General features: G+C 74.6%; 19 protein-coding genes. 11 read left to right on the forward strand and 8 right to left on the reverse strand.

The genetic code is table 11. The features are described from left to right. Positions 1-1,503, forward strand: a complete 1,503-nt coding sequence (gene rny / locus LG379_RS08395; RefSeq protein ID WP_225754123.1) for a ribonuclease Y — start codon at positions 1-3, stop codon at positions 1,501-1,503. A 27-nt stretch (positions 1,504-1,530) separates the two neighbouring features. On the opposite strand, the gene LG379_RS08400 is transcribed toward rny, so the two are convergent. The 4 genes from LG379_RS08400 to LG379_RS08415 all read right to left on the reverse strand — a co-directional run bounded on the left by LG379_RS08400 (position 1,531) and on the right by LG379_RS08415 (position 4,944). Further along, positions 1,531-2,415 carry an amino acid ABC transporter permease gene (locus LG379_RS08400; RefSeq protein WP_225754124.1) on the reverse strand — a complete coding sequence of 295 codons (885 nt, stop codon included), beginning with the start codon at positions 2,413-2,415 and terminating at the stop codon, positions 1,531-1,533. Beyond that, positions 2,412-3,062 (reverse strand): amino acid ABC transporter permease, encoded by a 651-nt coding sequence (locus tag LG379_RS08405; protein WP_225754125.1) that lies wholly within the window; start codon positions 3,060-3,062, stop codon positions 2,412-2,414. The genes LG379_RS08400 and LG379_RS08405 overlap by 4 nt, the downstream gene beginning before the upstream one ends. A gap of 75 nt (positions 3,063-3,137) precedes the next feature. After that, a complete protein-coding gene (locus LG379_RS08410; protein ID WP_225754126.1) occupies positions 3,138-4,052 on the reverse strand; it encodes a glutamate ABC transporter substrate-binding protein in 915 nt (304 codons plus the stop codon). Positions 4,053-4,158: 106 nt separating this feature from the next. After that, positions 4,159-4,944: an amino acid ABC transporter ATP-binding protein gene (locus LG379_RS08415; RefSeq protein ID WP_225754127.1), complete on the reverse strand. Its 786-nt coding sequence runs from the start codon at positions 4,942-4,944 to the stop codon at positions 4,159-4,161. 132 nt (positions 4,945-5,076) lie between these two features. Here LG379_RS08415 and miaB point away from each other — a divergent pair, with 132 nt between their 5' ends. After that, positions 5,077-6,723: a tRNA (N6-isopentenyl adenosine(37)-C2)-methylthiotransferase MiaB gene (gene miaB, locus LG379_RS08420; protein ID WP_370634476.1), complete on the forward strand. Its 1,647-nt coding sequence runs from the start codon at positions 5,077-5,079 to the stop codon at positions 6,721-6,723. Here the strand turns inward: miaB and LG379_RS08425 are convergent. Both LG379_RS08425 and LG379_RS08430 read right to left on the reverse strand, forming a co-directional pair. After that, on the reverse strand, positions 6,685-7,206 hold the full coding sequence (locus tag LG379_RS08425; RefSeq protein ID WP_225754128.1) for a YbjN domain-containing protein: 522 nt from the start codon (positions 7,204-7,206) through the stop codon (positions 6,685-6,687). The genes miaB and LG379_RS08425 overlap by 39 nt on opposite strands. After that, positions 7,203-7,796, reverse strand: a complete 594-nt coding sequence (locus LG379_RS08430; RefSeq protein ID WP_225754129.1) for a YbjN domain-containing protein — start codon at positions 7,794-7,796, stop codon at positions 7,203-7,205. The genes LG379_RS08425 and LG379_RS08430 overlap by 4 nt, the downstream gene beginning before the upstream one ends. Positions 7,797-7,916: 120 nt before the next feature. On the opposite strand from LG379_RS08430, the gene LG379_RS08435 reads away from it, so the two are divergent. The 3 genes from LG379_RS08435 to dapF are packed head-to-tail and all read left to right on the forward strand — an operon-like array spanning position 7,917 to position 10,611. Next, positions 7,917-8,687 (forward strand): hypothetical protein, encoded by a 771-nt coding sequence (locus LG379_RS08435; RefSeq protein WP_225754130.1) that lies wholly within the window; start codon positions 7,917-7,919, stop codon positions 8,685-8,687. Further along, entirely contained in the window at positions 8,684-9,631 is a 948-nt protein-coding gene (gene miaA / locus LG379_RS08440; RefSeq protein ID WP_225754131.1) for a tRNA (adenosine(37)-N6)-dimethylallyltransferase MiaA, read from the forward strand. Before LG379_RS08435 ends, miaA begins: the two co-directional genes overlap by 4 nt. After that, complete coding sequence (dapF, locus tag LG379_RS08445; RefSeq protein WP_225754132.1) at positions 9,628-10,611, forward strand: diaminopimelate epimerase; 984 nt, start codon at positions 9,628-9,630, stop codon at positions 10,609-10,611. Before miaA ends, dapF begins: the two co-directional genes overlap by 4 nt. Before the next feature lie 67 nt (positions 10,612-10,678). Here the strand turns inward: dapF and LG379_RS08450 are convergent, their stop codons facing one another. After that, positions 10,679-11,293 (reverse strand): class I SAM-dependent methyltransferase, encoded by a 615-nt coding sequence (locus tag LG379_RS08450; protein WP_225754133.1) that lies wholly within the window; start codon positions 11,291-11,293, stop codon positions 10,679-10,681. Between the two features lie 119 nt (positions 11,294-11,412). Between LG379_RS08450 and hflX the strand changes: the two genes are divergently transcribed. From hflX to LG379_RS08465, 3 genes are all read left to right on the forward strand, one after another. Further along, a complete protein-coding gene (hflX, locus tag LG379_RS08455) occupies positions 11,413-13,029 on the forward strand; it encodes a GTPase HflX (RefSeq protein WP_225754134.1) in 1,617 nt (538 codons plus the stop codon). 85 nt (positions 13,030-13,114) lie between these two features. Further along, on the forward strand, positions 13,115-15,277 hold the full coding sequence (locus LG379_RS08460) for an ATP-dependent DNA helicase (RefSeq protein WP_370634477.1): 2,163 nt from the start codon (positions 13,115-13,117) through the stop codon (positions 15,275-15,277). Between the two features lie 134 nt (positions 15,278-15,411). Beyond that, complete coding sequence (locus tag LG379_RS08465; protein ID WP_225754135.1) at positions 15,412-16,437, forward strand: L-lactate dehydrogenase; 1,026 nt, start codon at positions 15,412-15,414, stop codon at positions 16,435-16,437. A gap of 79 nt (positions 16,438-16,516) precedes the next feature. Here the strand turns inward: LG379_RS08465 and lexA are convergent, their stop codons facing one another. Continuing rightward, a complete protein-coding gene (gene lexA, locus LG379_RS08470; protein WP_370634478.1) occupies positions 16,517-17,263 on the reverse strand; it encodes a transcriptional repressor LexA in 747 nt (248 codons plus the stop codon). 304 nt (positions 17,264-17,567) lie between these two features. On the opposite strand from lexA, the gene LG379_RS08475 reads away from it, so the two are divergent. The 3 genes from LG379_RS08475 to LG379_RS08485 all read left to right on the forward strand — a co-directional run bounded on the left by LG379_RS08475 (position 17,568) and on the right by LG379_RS08485 (position 19,271). Further along, a complete protein-coding gene (locus LG379_RS08475) occupies positions 17,568-17,912 on the forward strand; it encodes a LysM peptidoglycan-binding domain-containing protein (protein WP_225754136.1) in 345 nt (114 codons plus the stop codon). A gap of 148 nt (positions 17,913-18,060) precedes the next feature. Next, positions 18,061-18,603, forward strand: a complete 543-nt coding sequence (nrdR, locus tag LG379_RS08480) for a transcriptional regulator NrdR (protein ID WP_225754911.1) — start codon at positions 18,061-18,063, stop codon at positions 18,601-18,603. A 152-nt stretch (positions 18,604-18,755) separates the two neighbouring features. Continuing rightward, positions 18,756-19,271, forward strand: a complete 516-nt coding sequence (locus LG379_RS08485) for a hypothetical protein (RefSeq protein WP_225754137.1) — start codon at positions 18,756-18,758, stop codon at positions 19,269-19,271. Positions 19,272-19,284 lie beyond the last annotated feature (13 nt).

Genomic DNA, 19,284 nt, shown 5'->3' on the forward strand with positions numbered 1-19,284 from the left:
ATGGGTGAGGTCGCGACGGTCCTCGTCCTCCTGCTGGCCTGCCTCGTCGCCCTCGTGCTCGTCCTCCTGGCCCGGCGGGAGGCGGAGGCGCACCGCCGCCAGGCGCTGGAGGACGTCACAGCGCAGAAGGACGAGGCGCGGGCCCGGCTCGACGAGCTGAACGCCCGAGCGGACCGGCTCGCGCGGAGGGAGCAGGAGGTCGTCGAGGAGCGTCACGAGCTGCGACGGCTCACGGAGACCGCCGAGCGGCGCATCGCGGAGGCGGAGACCGAGCGGGAGACCGCTGCGAAGCTGCGTGCGGAGGCCGAGGCACGCCGAGCGGAGGCCGAGCAGATCCGCGGGAGCGCCGACCTCGTGGTCACGGAGCGCCTGGAGGCGCTGTCCGGCCTCTCCGCGGAGGAGGCCCGGCACGAGCAGGTCCGGCTCGCGCTGGCGCGCGCGGAGAGCGAGGCCGCGGCCCAGGTGCGCCGCGTCGAGGCCCGGGCCCGCCGGACCGCGGACGACCGGGCGCGTGGCGTCGTGGCCGCCGCGGTCCAGCGGCTGGCGGGACCCACGAGCTCCCAGAGCGTCGTCACCGTCCTCCCGTTGCCGGCCGAGGAGATGAAGGGCCGCATCATCGGCAAGGAGGGCCGGAACATCCGCGCCTTCGAGGCGCTGACCGGTGTCAACGTCATCGTCGACGACACCCCGGACTCCGTGACGCTCTCGAGCTTCGACGCCGAGCGGCGGGAGGTCGCCGCCGTCACGCTGGCCGCCCTCATGGAGGACGGTCGCATCCACCCGCAGCGCATCGAGATCGCCTACGCCGACGCACTGGCGGGGGCGCAGGCGCGGGCCGTCGCCGCCGGGCACGAGGCGGCGGAGCGCGCCGGGGTCGAGCGTCTGCACCCGGAGCTGGTCGAGGTGCTCGGGCGGCTGCGGCTGCGGACGAGCTACGGGCAGAACGTGCTGGCGCACCTCGTCGAGTGCGCGCACATCGCCGGTGCCATGGCGGCCGAGATCGGCGCCGACGTGGAGACCGCCCGGCGCGCCGCCTTCCTCCACGACGTCGGCAAGGCGCTCACCGCCGACCGTCCCGGCACCCACGCCGCCCTCGGTGCGGAGCTCGCGCGTCGCCTCGGGGAGTCGGACGTGGTCGTCAACGCCATCGCCGCGCACCACGACGAGGTGCCCCTGGAGTCCGTCGAGGCCGTGCTCGTCCAGGCGGCCGACACGTGCTCGGCGGCGCGACCCGGGGCCCGTCGCGAGGAGCTCGACCAGTACATCGAGCGCATGGACACCCTGGAGGCGCTCGTCGCCGCGCACGAGGGCGTGCGGCGCGCCGTCGCGATGGCGGCGGGGCGCGAGGTCCGGGTCGTCGTGGAACCCAGCGTCGTCGACGACCGTGCGCTGCCGGAGATGGCCAGCGCGATCGCGCGCCACATCGAGAAGGACCTGAGCTTCCCCGGCGAGATCACCGTGACGGTCGTCCGCGAGCTCCGCGCGAGCGCCACCGCCGGCTGACCCCGCGACCCAGGTGGCCGCAGGGGATCAGCGTCCTGCGGTGAGTCCAGGCCCCGTGGTGTTGGCGGACAGCTCCGTCTCGACGACCGGGTCGACCTTGCCCTGCTGGGGTCCGGTCCGTCGGCTGATCCACCTCGCCAGCGAGGACAGGGCGATGTTGATGATCAGGTACACCCCGGCGCCGACGACGAAGAGCGCGATGAAGTAGTCGTTGCCGAAGTACTGGGCGTTGTTCTGGACCGACTTCAGCAGCTCCGCGTACCCGACGATGAAGCCCAGAGAGGAGTCCTTGAGCAGGACGACCAGCTGCGCGATGAGGCTCGGCAGCATCGTGCGGACGGCCTGCGGCAGCAGGATCGTGAACAGGGTCTGGAACCGGGTGAGCCCGATCGCGTAGGCGGCCTCCGACTGGCCCTTCGGCAGCGAGGCGAGACCGGCTCGGAGGATCTCGGCGAAGATCGCCATGTTGTAGACGACCAGGCCGAAGACGACCGCCTGGAAGGCGCTGAGGCCGAACGCGAGCAGACCGAAGAACATCATGAGCAGGACCGGCAGGCCGCGGAACAGCTCGATGATGAGCAGGGAGGGCAGCCGCAGGACGCGCGACCGCACCGTCCGCCACACGGCGAGCAGGAGACCCAGGGCGAGCGCGACGGGTGCCGCCACGGCGGCGGCCCGCAGCGTCGCTCCCAGGCCGTTGACGGCGATCGACCGCCAGACGTCGGCAGCGTCCTGGTTCTTCGGCGGGTCGTACAGGACGTCCCACCGCTCGGCCGTGAACAGACCCTGCTGGGCGGAGTAGCGCACGCCGGCGCCGATCACGAGGAGGAGCAGCAGCACCCCGACGACCGAGCCGATGAGCTCGCGTCGGCGGGCGACCGGCCCGGGGGCGTCGTAGAGGATCGAGGTCATCGGCTGAACGCCACCTTCCGCTCGACCGTCCCGGCGAGGAGTCCGAGGGGGATCGTGATGAGCAGGTAGAAGAGCGCCACGCCGACGAGCAGCCACAGGCCCTCCGCCGCGTTCGTCGTCACCAGACGGCGACCGGTCGCGGTGAGCTCCACGACGGCGAAGCCGGCCGCGACCGAGGTGTTCTTCGTGAGCGCGATGAAGACGTTGATGAGCGGCGGGATCACGGTGCGCAGCGCCTGCGGCAGGACGACCTGGCCGAGCGTCTGCCCGAACGTCAGGCCGATGGCCCGGGCGGCCTCGGCCTGACCCACGCCGACGCTGTTGATGCCCGACCGGACCGCTTCGGCCACGAAGGCGGCGGTGTAGACCCCCAGGCAGATGACCGCCGTCCAGAAGCCCAGCGGCGGCAGGATGCCGAACTGCGGGGCGACGAACACGAAGAAGAAGAACACGAGGGTCAGCGGCATGTTGCGCAGGATCTCGACGTACGTCGCCGCGAAGACACGCAGCGGCGCCAGCGGCGAGACGCGGAACGCGGCGAGGACGAGGCCCACGCCCATGGCGATGACGGCGGACCACAGCGTCAGCCGAAGGGTGATCAGGAACCCTGAGACGTAGGTGTCGAGGTTCGCGACGATGGCGTCCACCGGGGACTGCCTCCTCTGTGCGGGGCGTCGGGCGCGGCCGAGGTGTCCTCGACCGCGCCCGACGTGCCGGGGCCGTCAGTAACGGTCGACGGCGGGCGGCTCGGGGGTGGGCAGCACGGCGCCGGCCGTGGACTCCCACGCCTCCGTCCAGCTGCCGTCCTCGTACATCTCCTCGAGCTGGTCGTTGATCCACGTGCGGAGCTCGTCGTCGCCCTTGGCGAGCCCGATGCCGTACGGCTCCTTCGTGAAGGGCTCGCCGCGGACCTCGAGGTCGTCGTTCTCGGCCGCGAAGCCGGCGAGGATGACGTTGTCGGTGCTGACCGCGTCGACCTGGCCGTTGCGCAGGGGCTCGAGGCACTCGTTGTACGCGCCGAACGGCACGACCTCGGTGTCAGGGAAGTTCTCGAGCAGGTTCGCCTCGGGCGTGGACCCCGACACCGTGCACACGCGCTTGCCCGCCAGGTCGTCCGGCCCCTGGATGTCCTCGTTGTCGGCGAGGGTGAGGATCGACTGGCCGGCCTCGTAGTACGGGCCGGCGAAGTCGATCCGCTCCTTGCGGTCGTCGTTGATCGTGTAGGTGGCGATGACCAGGTCGACCTGACCGTTCTCGATGAACGCCTCGCGGTTGGCCGAGATGGTCTCGACCCACTCGATGCCGTCCTCCTCGATGCCGAGCCGCTCGGCGAGCAGCTTGCCGATCTCGACGTCGAACCCCTCCGGGACCCCGTCGGGCCCGACGAGCCCGAACAGCGGCTGGTCGAACTTCGTGCCGATGGTGATCGAGCCCGCCTCGGAGAGCTCCGCCATCGTGGAGCCCTCCGGGAGCTCGCCGGCCGCGGCGTCGTCGCCGCCCTCCGCGGGGCTCTCCTCGCTCGTGCCACCGGTGTCGGTGTCGCCCTCGGCCGGCTCCTCCGCGTCGCCACCACCGCAGGCGGTGAGCGTCAGCGCGGTGACGGCCATGACCGCCACCAGTCCTCGACGTGTACGCATGGTCTCCTCCTCAGTGGGGTCTCGCCCGGTCGGGCGAACCTGGGTCGTGCCCTCGCGGGTCGGCGAGGTCGGGCGTCCGGTGGCCGCGTCGGTGCGGCCCCGGGAGTCAGTGGGTCAGGATCTTGGACAGGAAGTCCTTCGCGCGCTCGCTGCGAGGCGCGGTGAAGAACGTCTCCGGCTCGGCCTCCTCGACGATCTGGCCGCCGTCCATGAAGACCACGCGGTGCGCCGCGCGTCGGGCGAAGCCCATCTCGTGCGTGACGACGATCATCGTCATGCCGTCCCGGGCGAGGTCCGTCATGACGTCGAGGACCTCGTTGATCATCTCCGGGTCGAGGGCGGACGTCGGCTCGTCGAAGAGCATCACCTTGGGGCGCATCGCCAGCGCACGGGCGATCGCGACGCGCTGCTGCTGGCCGCCGGAGAGCTGGGCGGGGAGCTTCTGCGCCTGGTTGGCGACGCCGACGCGGTCCAGGAGCTCCATCGCGAGCTTCTTGGCCTCGGCGCGGCCCATGCCCTTGGCCTTGATCGGCCCGAGCGTCACGTTCTCCAGCACCGTCTTGTGCGCGAAGAGGTTGAACGACTGGAACACCATGCCGACGTCGGCCCGCAGCCGCGCGAGCGCCTTGCCCTCCGCGGGCAGCGGCTGGCCGTCGATCGTGATGGTGCCGGAGTCGATCGGCTCGAGCCGGTTGATGGACCGGCACAGGGTCGACTTGCCGGACCCGGACGGCCCGATGATCACCACGACCTCGCCGCGGTGCACGGTGAGGTCGATGTCCTGGAGGACGTGCAGGGCACCGAAGTGCTTGTCGACGTCCGCCAGGACGACGAGCGGCTCTCCGACCGCCGCGGCAGCGGTGCCGTCGGCGCGGGCGCGATCATGGGCCATGGGGCGAAACTAGAGGCCATTCATGGTCATGACCAGTCAGTCGTGTTTCATTCGTGCAACAGCGGGTCAAGTCCAGACCCGGCCACCACCCCGGTGCCGGTGCCGTGCGCCCCGCGCCGTACCCTGGTGCGGGTGAGCACGACCCTGCCGGAGCACCGCACCGCCGCGCCCCTGTCCGCGCCCGCCTCGGACCGGACGGGCGCCGCCGTCGCGGCGCGGGGCACCTACGTCGTGCGGACCCTGGGCTGCCAGATGAACGTCCACGACTCGGAGCACATGGCCGGCATGCTCGAGGCGGCCGGCTACGTCGCCGCCCCGGCCGAGTCGGCCGCACGCTCGGAGGCGGACGTCGTCGTCATCAACACCTGCGCGGTGCGGGAGAACGCCGCGACGCGGCTGTACGGCAACCTCGGCCAGCTCGCAGCGGTGAAGAGCAGCCGCCCCGGGATGCAGATCGCGGTGGGCGGCTGCCTGGCGCAGAAGGACCGTGCCGGCATCGTCGAGAAGGCGCCGTGGGTCGACGTCGTCTTCGGCACGCACAACCTCGACGCCCTCCCCGTGCTGCTCGAGCGGGCGCGGCACAACGCCGCGGCACAGGTCGAGATCGCCGAGTCGCTCCAGGTGTTCCCGTCGACGCTGCCCACCCGTCGCGAGTCCGTCTACGCAGGCTGGGTCTCGATCAGCGTGGGCTGCAACAACACCTGCACCTTCTGCATCGTGCCGCACCTGCGTGGCAAGGAGCGCGACCGGCGTCCCGGCGAGGTCCTCGCCGAGGTCCAGGCGCTCGTCGACGGCGGCGCCATCGAGGTGACGCTGCTCGGGCAGAACGTCAACAGCTACGGCGTCGAGTTCGGGGACCGGGGCGCGTTCGCGAAGCTGCTCCGCGCCGTCGGGGCCGTCCCGGGCCTCGAGCGCGTGCGGTTCACGTCCCCCCACCCGGCCGCCTTCACCGACGACGTGATCGCCGCGATGGCGCAGACGCCCACCGTCATGCCGCAGCTGCACATGCCGCTGCAGTCGGGCTCCGACCGGGTGCTGCGCGCGATGCGGAGGTCGTACCGCTCCGACCGCTTCCTGGGCATCCTGGACCGGGTGCGGGCGGCCATGCCGGACGCCGCGATCACCACCGACGTCATCGTCGGGTTCCCGGGGGAGACGGAGGAGGACTTCGCCGAGACGCTGCGGGTGGTCGAGGCGGCCCGCTTCACCTCGGCGTTCACGTTCCAGTACTCCCCGCGGCCCGGGACCGCCGCTGCCGACCTGCCGGACCAGCTGCCCAAGCCCGTCGTCCAGGAGCGCTACGAGCGCCTCGTCGAGCTGCAGGAGCGCATCTCGGCGGAGGAGAACGCCCGGCAGGTCGGACGGACCGTCGAGGTCCTCGTCTCCGAGGGGGAGGGCCGCAAGGACGGGGCCACGCACCGCGTCACGGGCCGCGCCGCCGACAACCGCCTGGTCCACCTGGCGGAGCCGGCCGACGTCGCCGCGTGGCATGCGGCACGTGCCGGCGACGACGTCGACCCGCGCAGCGCCCACGACGTGCCCGACGACGTCGCGCGGCCCGGTGACCTCGTGACGGTGGTGGTCACGCGCGCCGCCCCGCACCACCTCGTCGCCGACTCGGCGGTGGGGGGCGGCCCGTACTCGGTCCGCCGGACCCGTGCCGGCGAGGCCTGGGCCGCGCGCGAGCGTGCCCGCGGCGGCGAGGACGCGCACGGGCACGGCGCCGCTGCCGCGACCACCTCAGGGCCGGTGCTGCTCGGGATGCCCTCCGCCCGCTGACGCGTCGTCGTCGGGCACCAGGCCCGCCAGGGCCGCGAAGAACTGCACGCCCGTGCCCAGCCCGCACGCGACGAGCTGCGCGAGCTGGGCGTCCGTGACGCCGTGCTCGAGGTCGACCGACACCTCGGTGTACAGCGCCACCCTCTCGTCCTCCTCGCGCAGGTACACCTTGGGCCAGATGCGCTCGCGGTTCCAGTCGTTCACGGCCAGCAGGGTCGCCGTCCGGCGCGAGGCCGGCAGCGTGCGGTGCCACCGACCGCGGACCTGCAGCACCTCCTCGTCCTCGCCGGTGAGGATGAACCAGAACCGGTCGCCGTCCCACGTGCCGGTCAGGTCGCCGTCGTCGTCGAGGCCGACGGAGTACCCGCGGGAGACCAGGTACGACTGGACGCGGGCGCGGCGCAGGGGCGTCGTCCGCTGCGGCGGTGCGTCAGGGGCGGGGCGACCTCGTGCTGCGGGGCGGCCGCTCGGTCGGGTCGTCACGGCGCCTCGCCCGCGGGGTCCGGGTAGAGCTCGTCGAGCTCGTCGAAGAAGACGCTGGCCGAGCTGAGCCCGCACTGGACGAGCTGGCCGAGCTGGTCGTCGGTCACCCCGTGCTCGAGGTCGGTCGCCACCTCGCACGTCACGTGCACCATGCCGTCGTCCCGGACCCGGACGTACGCCTTGGGCCACAGCCGCTCGCCGTTCCAGACGTTGCAGATCTCCAGGACCTCGGTGAGCCGCTCGATGGAGAACTCGCGGTTCCACTGACCCCGCACCTGGAGGATCTCGGACCGCTCGCCGAAGCAGAAGAAGTAGAAGAGCCGGCCACGCCACAGCCCGCCGATGTCGCCGTCGCTGTCCACGAAGTAGGTGTATCCGTGCGCGGCGAACCAGTCGGTCAGCCGCCTCTGCGACAGGGGGGTGGGGACGTCGTCCGCGACCGTCTGCGCCGGCGCGTTCCGCTGGGGCCCGCCCAGGAGACCTGCGAGGGGGCGACCGGCGGCGCCCGGTGCGCTGCCGGTCCGCGCGGCGACGGCCGACAGCGGCCCCGTCAGCCCGCCGACCCTGCGCACCCACGCGAGGAAACCCATCGGTTCACCTTACCGACCCGCTCTCGGGCCGGACCGCCGGCGCCGGGGTGAACCGCAGGCCGCCGTCGTCCTGTCGGCCGGGGGCCAGGGGCGCGGGCGCCCGGCGGTACCGTTCACGACGTGCTCGTCACCGCCGCGCTCGTGCCCGAGACCGTGCTCCTCCTGCCCGGGACCGCCGGCGCCGCGACGGTGCTCGATCCGGAGCGCGCCGCGGCGCGCGAGGCCGTGCGGCGGCTCCTGGCGGCCGGCCCGGAGCGCGTCCTCCTCGTCACCTCCCCGCCGCGCTCCGTGCAGGACGTCGTCCTCCGGCACCCGCTGCGGTCGACGACGACCGCCGCGGGGATCCCGGACGAGCGGTGGTCCCCGGGCGGGACGGCGGCACCGGGGACGGCGGGTCCGACGACGGCGACCGTGGTCGGCGACCCGGGCGCGTCGGTCGGTCTGGCCCTCCTGGCCGAGGCGGGGTGGGACGGCGTCACCGACGCGCTGCTCGTGGCTGGCGCCCCGCGCGACCCCGAGGCCCTGCGCGCGCTCGGCGCCGCCGCCACGGCCGACGGCGCGACGGCCGTGCTGCTCCTCGGGGCGCTCAGCGCCCGTCGGGGACCGGACGCGCCCCTGCCCGACGACCCCCGCGCGCCCGAGACCGACGAGCAGCTGGAGCGCGACCTCGTCGCCCTCGACGTGGACGCGGTCGCACGGCTGACCGGCCAGGACGGCACGCTCGCGGCCGACCTGGCGATCAGCGCGTGGGCGCCGTGGCAGGTGCTCGTCGGCGCCGCGGGCGCCGCCGCCGGCGGCCCGGACGGGAGCCCGCTGCTCCACGGCACGCTGCTGCACTCGGCGGTCCCCCTCGGCACCACCTACCTGGTCGTCCACTGGGCGCCGGTGTGAGCCGGCCGGTGGTCGCGGTGGTCGGACCGACCGCCACCGGCAAGTCCGACCTGGGGCTGGAGCTCGCCGCGGCGCTGGGCGGCGAGGTCGTCAACGCCGACGCCATGCAGCTCTACCGCGGCATGGACGTCGGCACGGCCAAGCTGCGGCCGGGTGCCCGCCGGGGCGTGCCGCACCACCAGCTCGACGTCCTGGACGTGGAGCAGGACGCCACCGTGGCCGCGTACCAGCGGCACGCACGGGCAGACGTCGCCGCCGTGCTGGCGCGAGGGGCGAGGCCGGTCGTCGTCGGCGGGTCCGGCCTGTACGTCCGTGCCCTGCTGGACCGGATCGAGTTCCCGCCCGCCGACCCGGTCGTCCGCGCCGAGCTCGAGCAGGAGGCTGTCGAGCGGGGCCCCGGGCTCCTGCACGACGAGCTCGCCCGGCTGGACCCGCTGGCCGCCTCCCGCGTGGACCGCGCCAACACCCGGCGGATCGTCCGTGCTCTCGAGGTGGTCCGGATCACCGGGCGGCCGTACTCGGCGACGCTGCCCGAGCACCTCTACGCCGTCCCCGCGGTGCAGATCGGGCTCGACTGCGACCGCGCGGTGCTCGACCAGCGCATCGAGGCCAGGGTCGCGCGGATGTGGCGCGAGGGTCTCGTCGACGAGGTGCGCGGCCTCGCCCCCCGGCTGGGCCGGACGGCGGCACGGGCCGTGGGGTACGCCGAGGTGCTGCAGGCCCTCCGCGGCGAGACCACCGAGGGGGAGGCCCGCGCCGCCGTCGTCGTCGGGACGCGGCGCCTCGCGCGCCGGCAGATGAGCTGGTTCGGTCGGGACCCCCGGGTCCACTGGCTGGACGCGCGCGACCCGGACCTCGCCGCGCGGGCGCTCCGGCTGGTGGCCGCGGCCGACGACGGCGCGCTCGCCGACCCGGGTCAGCGCGACCGTAGGCTGGGTTCGTGACCGCCGCCCCGGACCCCAGCCGCCGAGCACCCGCCGCGCCGGTGCGGCCGGAGAGGCTCGCGGTCGTCAAGGGCCACGGCACGGAGAACGACTTCGTCCTCGTGGACGACCGGGCCGGCGCCCTGGACCTGCTGCCCGCGGACGTGCGCTTCCTCACCGACCGCCGCGCCGGGCTTGGCGCCGACGGTGTCATCCGCCTCGCGCCGAGCGCGGACCTGCCGGAAGGGCGTGCCTGCCTCGCGGAGGACGCAGCCGCGGTGTGGTTCATGGACTACCGCAACGCCGACGGCACGGCGGCGGAGATGTGCGGCAACGGCGTCCGCGTGACGGCGCTCTTCGCCGAGCGGCTCGGGGCGTGGGACGGCGCGGGCGAGCTGGTGCTGGGCACGCGGGCCGGCGTGCGGCGCGTGCGGCGCGTGCTCGACCCCACCGCCCCCGCGGCGGACGCCGTCGGTCCGCCGTGGTACGCGGTCGAGATGGGGGCGTGGCGGCTCGTCGGCGGGGGCACCGACACCGCGGGCGACGCCGAGGTCCACGTCCACGGCCTCCCGGTCGCCCGACCCGGTCTGTCGGTCGACGTCGGGAACCCGCACACCGTCGTGGCGCTCGCCGACGTGCGCGAGCTCGAGGCCGCGGACCTCGCGGCCGCGCCGCAGGTGTCACCGGCCCCCCCGCACGGCACGAACGTCGAGCTGGTCGTCCCGCTCGGGGAGCACAGCGGCCCCGACGGCCTCGTCGGAGAGGTCCGCATGCGGGTGCACGAACGGGGGGTCGGCGAGACGCGGTCCTGCGGCACGGGGGCGTGCGCGGCGGCGATGGCCGTGCGCACCTGGGCCGGCGCCGGGGCCCCCGACGCGTGGTGGGTCCACGTGCCCGGCGGGACGGTGCAGGTCACTGCGCTGCCGGGCGGGCGCGTCGAGCTCGCCGGGCCGGCCGTCCTCGTGGCGGACGCCGTCCTCGCCCTGCCCACCCCGTCCTGACCGCAGTCGGGCGCCCTGGAAGGTCGTCCCCGGCCGGCGTCCCGGTCGCCCCGCGCCGCGCCGCGCCTCACTCGGCGGAGGCAGGTCGTCCGACGCGCAGCACGCGGAATCCCTTGGCGCTCGCCACCCGCTCCACCGGGCAGCCCAGCCCGTCGTGCAGCCAGGCGTGCAGGGAGTCGGCGCCGAGGTTGCGCTGCACGACGAGGTGCGCCTCGCCGTCGGGCGTGAGCCGCGCCAGCCACGTGCCGAGCAGCTCGTGCAGCGCGGCCTTGCCGACCCGGATCGGGGGGTTGGACCAGAGCGCCGTCGGCCGCAGCGCGGGCGGGACGTCCTGCGGTGCCACGGCCGTGACGTTGTCCACGCCTAGCCGGCGCGCGTTGCGGCGCACGAGGTCCAGCGCACGCTCGTTGACGTCCACGGCCCACACGCGCGCCGCGGGTGAGAGCAGTGCCATGGTCAGTGCGACAGGTCCCCACCCGCAGCCCAGGTCGACGAGGTCACCGGTCGCCGGTGGCTCGGGGACCGAGCGGAGCAAGACGCGCGTGCCGAGGTCGACGTGGTCGGGGGAGAAGACCCCGCCCGCCGTCTCGACCTCGAGCTCGCGCCCGGCGAGGACGACGTGCAGGGTCCGCCGCTCGCCGTCCGACGCGGGGACGGCGGTGAAGTAGTGGTCCTCGGGCACCGCGGGCCCCTCCTGGCGGGTCGGCACGGCCCCGGCGGGAATGGCCGGGGCCGGGCTCACGCTATTCGGTCGCGGGGTCCCGGACGTGCGTGCGACCCTGAGGACGACGAGAGGAACCGATGACCCACCCCAGCACCGACGCCGCTCCGGGCGGCGACACGCAGGACACCCCGACGGCCGGGACGTCCGCCGGGCGCGACGACGCGCACCCGGTGCCGGCACCGACCGACGAGGGAGCCGGCGGCCCCGGGCGGCGCGACGAGGCCCCCTCGGCGGGACGTCGACTCGTCCCCGACGACGTCGTCGCCCGCGTGCTCGCGCGCGCCGGGACCGCCGTCGACGCGGGGGAGACGCGCTGGACCGACGACGACGGGGAGCAGCTGGACCGCGAGGAGCGTGCCGCGCTGCGACGCGTCGGCGGCCTGTCGACGGAGCTCGCCGACGTCACCGAGGTCGAGTACCGGCAGCTGCGCCTGGAGCGCGTCGTGCTCGCCGGCGTCTGGACCTCCGGGACGGTCGAGGAGGCGGAGCTCTCGCTGCGGGAGCTCGCGGCCCTCGCCGAGACGGCGGGGTCCCAGGTGCTGGACGGCATGCTGCAGCGCCGCGCCCACCCGGACCCGAGCACGTACTTCGGCTCCGGCAAGGCGGCCGAGCTCGCCGAGGTGGTGAGCAGCGAGGGCGCCGACACCGTGATCGTCGACGCGGACCTCGCCCCCTCGCAGCGCCGCGCCCTGGAGGACATCGTCAAGGTGAAGGTCATCGACCGCACCGCGCTGATCCTCGACATCTTCGCCCAGCACGCGAAGTCCAAGGAGGGCAAGGCCCAGGTCGAGCTGGCCCAGCTGGAGTACCTGCTGCCGCGCCTGCGCGGGTGGGGCGAGTCGATGTCCCGGCAGGCCGGTGGCCGGGTCGCCGGCGGCGAGGGCATCGGGTCGCGCGGACCCGGTGAGACGAAGATCGAGCTGGACCGGCGCCGGATCCGCGCCCGGATGGCGAAGCTCCGGCGCGAGATCGCCGCCATGGCTCCCTCCCGGGAGACCCGACGCTCCTCCCGGCGGCGCCACCAGGTGCCGTCCGTGGCGATCGTCGGCTACACCAACGCCGGCAAGTCCAGCCTGCTCAACCGGCTGACCGGAGCGGGCGTGCTCGTCGAGAACGCCCTCTTCGCGACGCTGGACCCGACGGTGCGGCGCGCGCGCACCCCCGACGGCCGCACCTACACCCTGTCGGACACGGTGGGGTTCGTCCGGTCGCTGCCGACCCAGCTCGTCGAGGCGTTCCGCTCGACCCTGGAGGAGGTGGCGGAGGCCGACGTGCTCCTGCACGTGGTCGACGTGTCGCACCCGGACCCGGAGGGGCAGATCGCCGCCGTGCGGACCGTCCTGGCCGACATCGAGGGTGCGGACGCCCTCCCCGAGATCGTCGTGCTCAACAAGGCCGACGTGGCGGACCCCGAGACGGTGGCGCGCCTGCGCCGCCGCGAGCCCCGCTCCGTCGTCGTCTCGGCGCACACCGGTGCCGGGCTCGAGGAGCTGACGGAGCAGGTCGCCGAGGCGCTCCCGCGTCCGCAGGAGACGGTCGACGTCGTCGTGCCCTACGGGCGCGGTGACCTGGTGCACCGGGCTCACATGGAGGGCGAGGTCGACGCCGAGGAGCACACCGCCGCGGGCACCGTGCTCCGGGCGCGCGTCACCTCGGAGCTGGCGGCGGAGCTCCGCGCCGCCGCCGTCGCCTGACGCGACGCCCGCGCCTGGCGGTCGGTGCGTCGCCGTCGTGGGGACCGTCCGGGCACCGCCGTGGTGGGCCGACTACCCTGCTCCGGTGACCTCCCGGACCGAGTCCCGGACGCCCCAGGGGTCGGACGGGTCCGACGCCCCTGGGCGGCCCGGCCGGCGCGACCCGGCGGACGCGGACGAGCAGCCCGACGCGCCCGGCGTCGGGACGCTCCTCGACCGCGCCGTGGCCGCCCTGGGGGGCAGCCCGCGGACCGGCCAGCGCGACATGGCGGAGGCGGTCGACGAGGCTCTCGGTCGCCGTGAGCACCTCCTCGTCCAGGCCGGGACGGGCACGGGGAAGTCGCTGGGGTACCTCGTGCCCGCCGTGCGGCACGCGGTCCTGACCGGCGAGCGCGTCGTCGTCTCCACCGCGACCCTGGCCCTGCAGCGCCAGGTCATGACGCGCGACCTGCCGCTCGTGGCCGAGGCCGTGGCACCGGCGTTGCCCCGTGCCCCGCGGATCGCCCTCCTCAAGGGCTGGCACAACTACGTGTGCCTGCACAAGGTCGCGGGCGGGTACCCGGACGAGGACCCGGCGCTGTTCGAGCTGCTGCCGACCGACCGCGCCGGGGACCACCCACCGGCGACGGGCGCACCCGCCGAGCTCGGGCGCCAGGTGGTGCGGCTGCGGGAGTGGTCCGGGCAGACCCGCACCGGTGACCGGGACGACCTTGACCCCGGTGTCACGGACAAGGCGTGGCGACAGGTGTCCGTGACGTCGCTGGAGTGCCTCGGCGCGAAGTGCCCCCTGCTGGACGACTGCTTCCCCGAGCGGGCCCGGACCCTGGCGCGCGAGGCCGACGTCGTCGTCACGAACCACGCCATGCTCGGCATCGCCGCGGGCGGCTCGCCCGGCGTGCTCCCGGAGCACGACGTCCTCGTCGTCGACGAGGCGCACGAGCTCGCCGACCGGGTCACCGCGCAGGCGACGGTGGAGCTGTCGGGTGCGTCCGTGGAGCAGGTGGCGCGCACGGCCCGACGGCACGGGGGCGTCGTCACGGACGACCTGGACGTCGCGGGCCGTGACCTCGCCGCGGCGCTCGAGGAGCTGCCGGAGGGCCGGTTTCCCGGAGGCCTGCCCGGCGGTGTCGCCCTCGCGGTCGGCGCGGTCCGGGACGCCGCCCGGGGGCTGCTGTCCGCCCTGCGGCCGGCGGAGGGCGCGCCGGCCCCGACCGCCGAGGGGGGCGTCAAGATGGCGGCCTCGGCCGTGCTCACCCTCATGGAGGTCGCCGAGCGGATGGTGGGCGACCCGGCACGGGACGGCCGCGACGTCCTGTGGTGCACGCGGGGGGAGGGGTGGGGTCGCTCGGGCGGTCCACGCCTGCAGGCGGCCCCGCTCGTGGTGTCCGGACTCGTGCGGACCCACCTGCTGGCCGGCCGGACGGCGGTCCTCACCTCGGCGACCCTCTCCCTGGGTGGGACCTTCGCTCCGCTCGCCCGTGCGGTCGGGCTCGACCCGGCGCGCGGTGACGTGGCGCCGGAGGGCTCGCGTCGCACGGAGGACGCGAGCTCGGGGGACGAGGACGCGACCTCCGCAGGGCCGTGGCGCGGCATGGACGTCGGCAGCCCCTTCGACTACCCCCGCCAGGGCATCCTCTACGTCGCTCGGCACCTCCCGCCCCCCGGCCGCGACGGGCTGACGTCGGTGCAGCTCGACGAGATCGCCGAGCTCGTGCAGGCGGCCGGCGGTGCCACGCTCGGGCTCTTCTCCTCCCGCCGCGCCGCTCAGGTCGCCGCCGAGGAGATGCGCTCCCGGCTCGACGTGCCGGTGCTGTGCCAGGGCGACGACCAGCTGCCCACGCTGGTGCGGCGCTTCGCCGAGGAGGAGGCGACATGCCTGTTCGGCACCCTGTCGCTGTGGCAGGGGGTGGACGTCCCCGGTCCCGCCTGCCGGCTCGTGGTCATCGACCGCGTCCCGTTCCCGCGCCCGGACGACCCCGTGAAGGCAGCCCGGACGGAGGCGGTGCAGTCGGCCGGCGGCAACGGGTTCATGACCGTGGCGGCCACCCACGCCGCGCTGCTGCTCGCGCAGGGCGCCGGCCGCCTCGTCCGCAGCGTGACGGACCGCGGCATGGTGGCGGTCCTCGACCCTCGCCTGGTCACCGCCCGGTACGGCGCCTTCCTGCTGGGGAGCATGCCGCCGCTGTGGCGGACCACGGACCCGGCGGTCGCACGGGATGCGCTGCGTCGCCTCGCGGGCACGACATGACCGTCCGGGCCCGGCGCCCCTAGAGTCGATCAGGTCCGTCAGGTCGCCGCGCGATCGCGGACGTCCCCCGCCGAGGGGCGGTCCACCGCCCGTCCTGTCCCCGCGCCACCACACGACGTCCAGGAGGAGCGCCCATGGCCCACGAGCACCGCCCCGACACCGACGACCTCGGTCGTGACGACCCACGCCCGCAGGGTCGCCGGACGACCAAGCTCGCCGTCGTCGGCGCCGGCAGCGTCGGGGCCACGATGGCCTACGCCGCGCTCATGCGGGGGGCGGCCAGGACGGTGGCGCTGTACGACATCAACGCGGCCAAGGTCGAGGCGGAGGCGCTCGACATCGGCCACGGGATCCAGTTCATGCCCATGGCCGACGTCATCGGGTCGGACGACATCGAGGTGTGCCGCGACGCCGACGTCGTCGTCGTGACGGCCGGCGCCAAGCAGAAGCCGGGGCAGTCGCGGCTCGATCTGGCCCAGGCGACCGTCTCCCTCGTGCGCTCCATGCTCCCGCAGCTGGTGTCGGTGGCGCCCGACGCGATCTACGTCATGGTCACGAACCCGGTGGACATCGTCACGTACGCGGCGCTGAAGGTCTCCGGGCTCCCGGAGAACCAGCTCTTCGGCTCGGGCACGGTCCTCGACTCGTCGCGGCTGCGCTATCTCCTGCACCGGCACACCGGGGTCGCGGTGCAGAACATCCACGCGTACATCGCGGGGGAGCACGGCGACAGCGAGATCCCGCTGTGGAGCTCGGCGTCGATCGGTTCGGTGCCGCTGACCGACTGGCCCGGGATGGTCGGTCCGGACGGACGCGTGTCCGGGCGGCTGGGGCCGGACGACCGCGAGCGGATCGCCGAGGAGGTCGTCAACTCCGCGTACCGGATCATCGCCGGCAAGGGGGCGACGAACTACGCCGTCGCCCTCGCGGGGTCGCGGATCATCGAGGCGGTGCTCAACGACGAGAACCGGATCCTGCCGGTCTCGTCCTTGCTGCAGGACTACCGCGGGATCTCGGACGTGTGCCTGTCGGTGCCCTCCGTCGTCGGACGTCAGGGCGTCCAGGCCCGTCTGGAGATCAGCATGTCCGACGACGAGCTCGCGGGGCTGCGGCGGTCCGCCGACGCGCTGCGCGACGTCGCACGCCAGTTCGGCCTCTGACCGCACCCGGGCGACGGGGAGCGGCCCCCCGGGCTGCCGGAGGCCCGGGAGGCTGGCCGGCTCGCCCGGGCGCGCGCCGTCAGAGGCTGCGGAGGACGCTCACGACGCGGCCGAGGACGACGGCCTCGTCACCGGGGATCGGCTCGTACGCCGCGTTCTGCGGCAGGAGCCACACGTGCCCGTCCGCCCGCCGCAGCGTCTTGACCGTCGCCTCGCCGTCGATCATCGCCGCGACGATCTCACCGTTCTCCGCCACCGGCTGACGCCGGACCACGACCCAGTCACCGTCGCAGATCGCGGCCTCGACCATGGAGTCCCCGGACACCCGCAGCAGGAACAGGTCGCCGTCACCGACGAGCTGGCGAGGCAGGGGGAAGACGTCCTCGACGACCTGCTCGGCGAGGATCGGGCCGCCCGCGGCGATGCGACCGACGACCGGCACGTACGACGGCGCCGCGACGTGCGTGGCGTGGTCGCCCGAGTCCTCGGGGGCGACGGGCCGGTCGTACGGTGCGATCGAGCGGGAGTCGTCGGGGTGGACGACCTCGATCGCCCGGGGCCGGTTCGGGTCCCTGCGGAGGTAGCCCTTGCGCTCCAACGCCGTCAGCTGGTGCTTGACCGAGGACGGGCTCGTGAGACCGACCGCCTCCCCGATCTCGCGCATGCTGGGCGGGTAGCCACGGCGCTCCACGCTCGAGCGGATCGTCTCCAGCACGAGGCGCTGCCGGGACGTCAGGCCGTCGGCGTCGCCGGGGCCGTCGGGCAGGGCGTGGACCGTCGCGAGCGGCTCGCCCTCGTCACGGGTCGGCGGTCGGCTCGGTGCCACGTCTCCTCCTGAAGCTCGCTCTGCGCTGGTTCCTGCTCACCGGTGGTGCGGGCCGTGTCAGTGGTGGGTGGTGTGCTCCTCCACGTCGGCAACCCTAGGACGCCGGACCGCCGGGATCAAACACCTGTTCGACAGCGTGTCGCCCGGCGTCCGGCGGCCGAGGGCACCGCGAGCCGTACCGCCAGCCCTGGACGAGCGGCGGCCGGCGTGCTACAACTCGTACAGACGTTCGACGTACAGACGTTCGAAGGCCTCCTCCTCGAGAGGACCGCGACGCCTGGCAGGACCGAACCGGAGGCACACCATGAGCACCACGACGACCGCGAGGATCCCGAGCACCATGCGCCCCGCCACGGCCGGCGCCCTGCGTCTGACCCGCCGGGGGCGTGCCGCCGTCGTGCTGCTCGCCGGTGGCCTCGCGGCCGGAGGGGTGCTGTCCGCGCAGGCGGCAGCCGCCGGTGGCCCCGGCGGTGCGGTGCCGGTGACCGCGTACGTCGTCGAGCCGGGCGACACGGTGTGGGAGATCGCCGAGGCGGTGGCGAGGCCGGGCCAGGACGTGCGGGACGTCGTGGCGCGGATCGAGGACCTCAACGGCCTGGAGGGCGGGCAGATCCACGCGGGTCAGCGTGTGGTGGTACCCGCGGGCTGACGTCGCGATCCCGCACGGGCGTGCGCGAGGACGCCAGGGGCGACAGCGGGGGCTGCTTGCCGTCGGTGCGGTGCGCTGCGTAGCGTGACGGGGCCGCGACACCAGCCCGGAGCTGGTCGTGCCCTGCGCGGCACGCTGGGAGGCTGAGGTGCACTGCCCGTTCTGCCGCCACGGGGACTCGCGGGTCGTCGACTCGCGCACCTCGGACGACGGCTCCGCGATCCGGCGTCGCCGTCAGTGCCCGGAGTGCCTCCGCCGGTTCACCACGATCGAGACGGCGAGCCTGTCGGTGGTGAAGCGGTCCGGCGTGACCGAGCCGTTCAGTCGCGAGAAGATCGTCAACGGCGTGCGGAAGGCGTGCCAGGGCCGGCCCGTGAGCGAGGACGACCTCGCCCTGCTCGCGCAGCGCGTCGAGGAGACGCTGCGCACCACCGGGAGCGCCGAGCTCGACGCCCACGAGATCGGGCTGTCGATCCTCGGACCGCTCCGCGAGCTCGACGAGGTGGCGTACCTCCGCTTCGCCAGCGTCTACCAGGCGTTCGACTCCCTCGAGGACTTCGAGGCCGCCATCACCTCCCTGCGCGCCCGCCGCGAGGCGGAGGCGGCCGACGGCTCCGGCGACGGCCCGGTCCGCCCGGCCGCGCCGGCGGGCGACCCCGACCAGGACGTGCTCGCCGCGCACCCGTCCTGACCCCGCCGGTCACGGCGGCCTGGGCGCCCCGGCGCCCGTGCCCCCGTCCCGCGTGCGCTCGCGGTCCGTCCCCCTGGGTGTGACGCTGGGGCGCACGACGAGCACCGGTGGGGGCGAGGCGTCCCCACCCGGACGACGCGAGGAGGCACGCCGTGGACGAGGCCGACGACGGTAGGCAGCAGGCGCTGGGCGACCTCGGGACCTACCTCAACGACCACCTGGCCGGGTCGGTCGCAGGGGCGGAGCGGTTCGCCCGACTCGCTGCCGCACTCGGCTCCACGTCCGTCGGTCCCGCGATCTCCCGGGTCGCCGCCGAGGTGGCCGAGGAGAGGGACGAGCTGCGCAGCATCATCCAGTCGCTCGATCTCGGCCCCCAGAACCGTGCCAAGCAGGCCTCGGCATGGCTCGGCGAGCACGTGTCGCGACTCAAGGCGTCACGCCGGAGCCTCCGCCGGCGCCGGACCGACGCGATGCTGGAGGTGGAGCTGCTCCGCAGCGCCCTCGTCGGCAAGCTCGGCGTCTGGCAGGTGCTGGAGGGCCTCGACGGCGGGCTGGGCATCGACGCGACGCGCATGACGGAGCTGCGCGCCCGGACGTCGGAGCAGGTCGCGACGATGGACGACGTGCACGCACACGTGCGTGCGAGGGTGATCCGCGCGCTGGTCTGACCGTCGGGGCCGC

This window comes from Actinotalea sp. Marseille-Q4924 (assembly GCF_916618755.1).
Lineage (GTDB): Bacteria > Actinomycetota > Actinomycetes > Actinomycetales > Cellulomonadaceae > Actinotalea.

Bases quoted from the DNA above. Each gene is read 5' to 3' on its own strand.
- rny (WP_225754123.1), top strand. From the start codon at position 1: ATGGGTGAGGTCGCGACGGTCCTCGTCCTCCTGCTGGCCTGCCTCGTC.
- LG379_RS08465 (WP_225754135.1), top strand. From the start codon at position 15,412: ATGGCCCACGAGCACCGCCCCGACACCGACGACCTCGGTCGTGACGAC.
- LG379_RS08415 (WP_225754127.1), bottom strand. From the start codon at position 4,944: ATGGCCCATGATCGCGCCCGCGCCGACGGCACCGCTGCCGCGGCGGTC.
- LG379_RS08475 (WP_225754136.1), top strand. From the start codon at position 17,568: ATGAGCACCACGACGACCGCGAGGATCCCGAGCACCATGCGCCCCGCC.
- LG379_RS08410 (WP_225754126.1), bottom strand. From the start codon at position 4,052: ATGCGTACACGTCGAGGACTGGTGGCGGTCATGGCCGTCACCGCGCTG.
- hflX (WP_225754134.1), top strand. From the start codon at position 11,413: ATGACCCACCCCAGCACCGACGCCGCTCCGGGCGGCGACACGCAGGAC.
- LG379_RS08400 (WP_225754124.1), bottom strand. From the start codon at position 2,415: ATGACCTCGATCCTCTACGACGCCCCCGGGCCGGTCGCCCGCCGACGC.
- LG379_RS08430 (WP_225754129.1), bottom strand. From the start codon at position 7,796: ATGGGTTTCCTCGCGTGGGTGCGCAGGGTCGGCGGGCTGACGGGGCCG.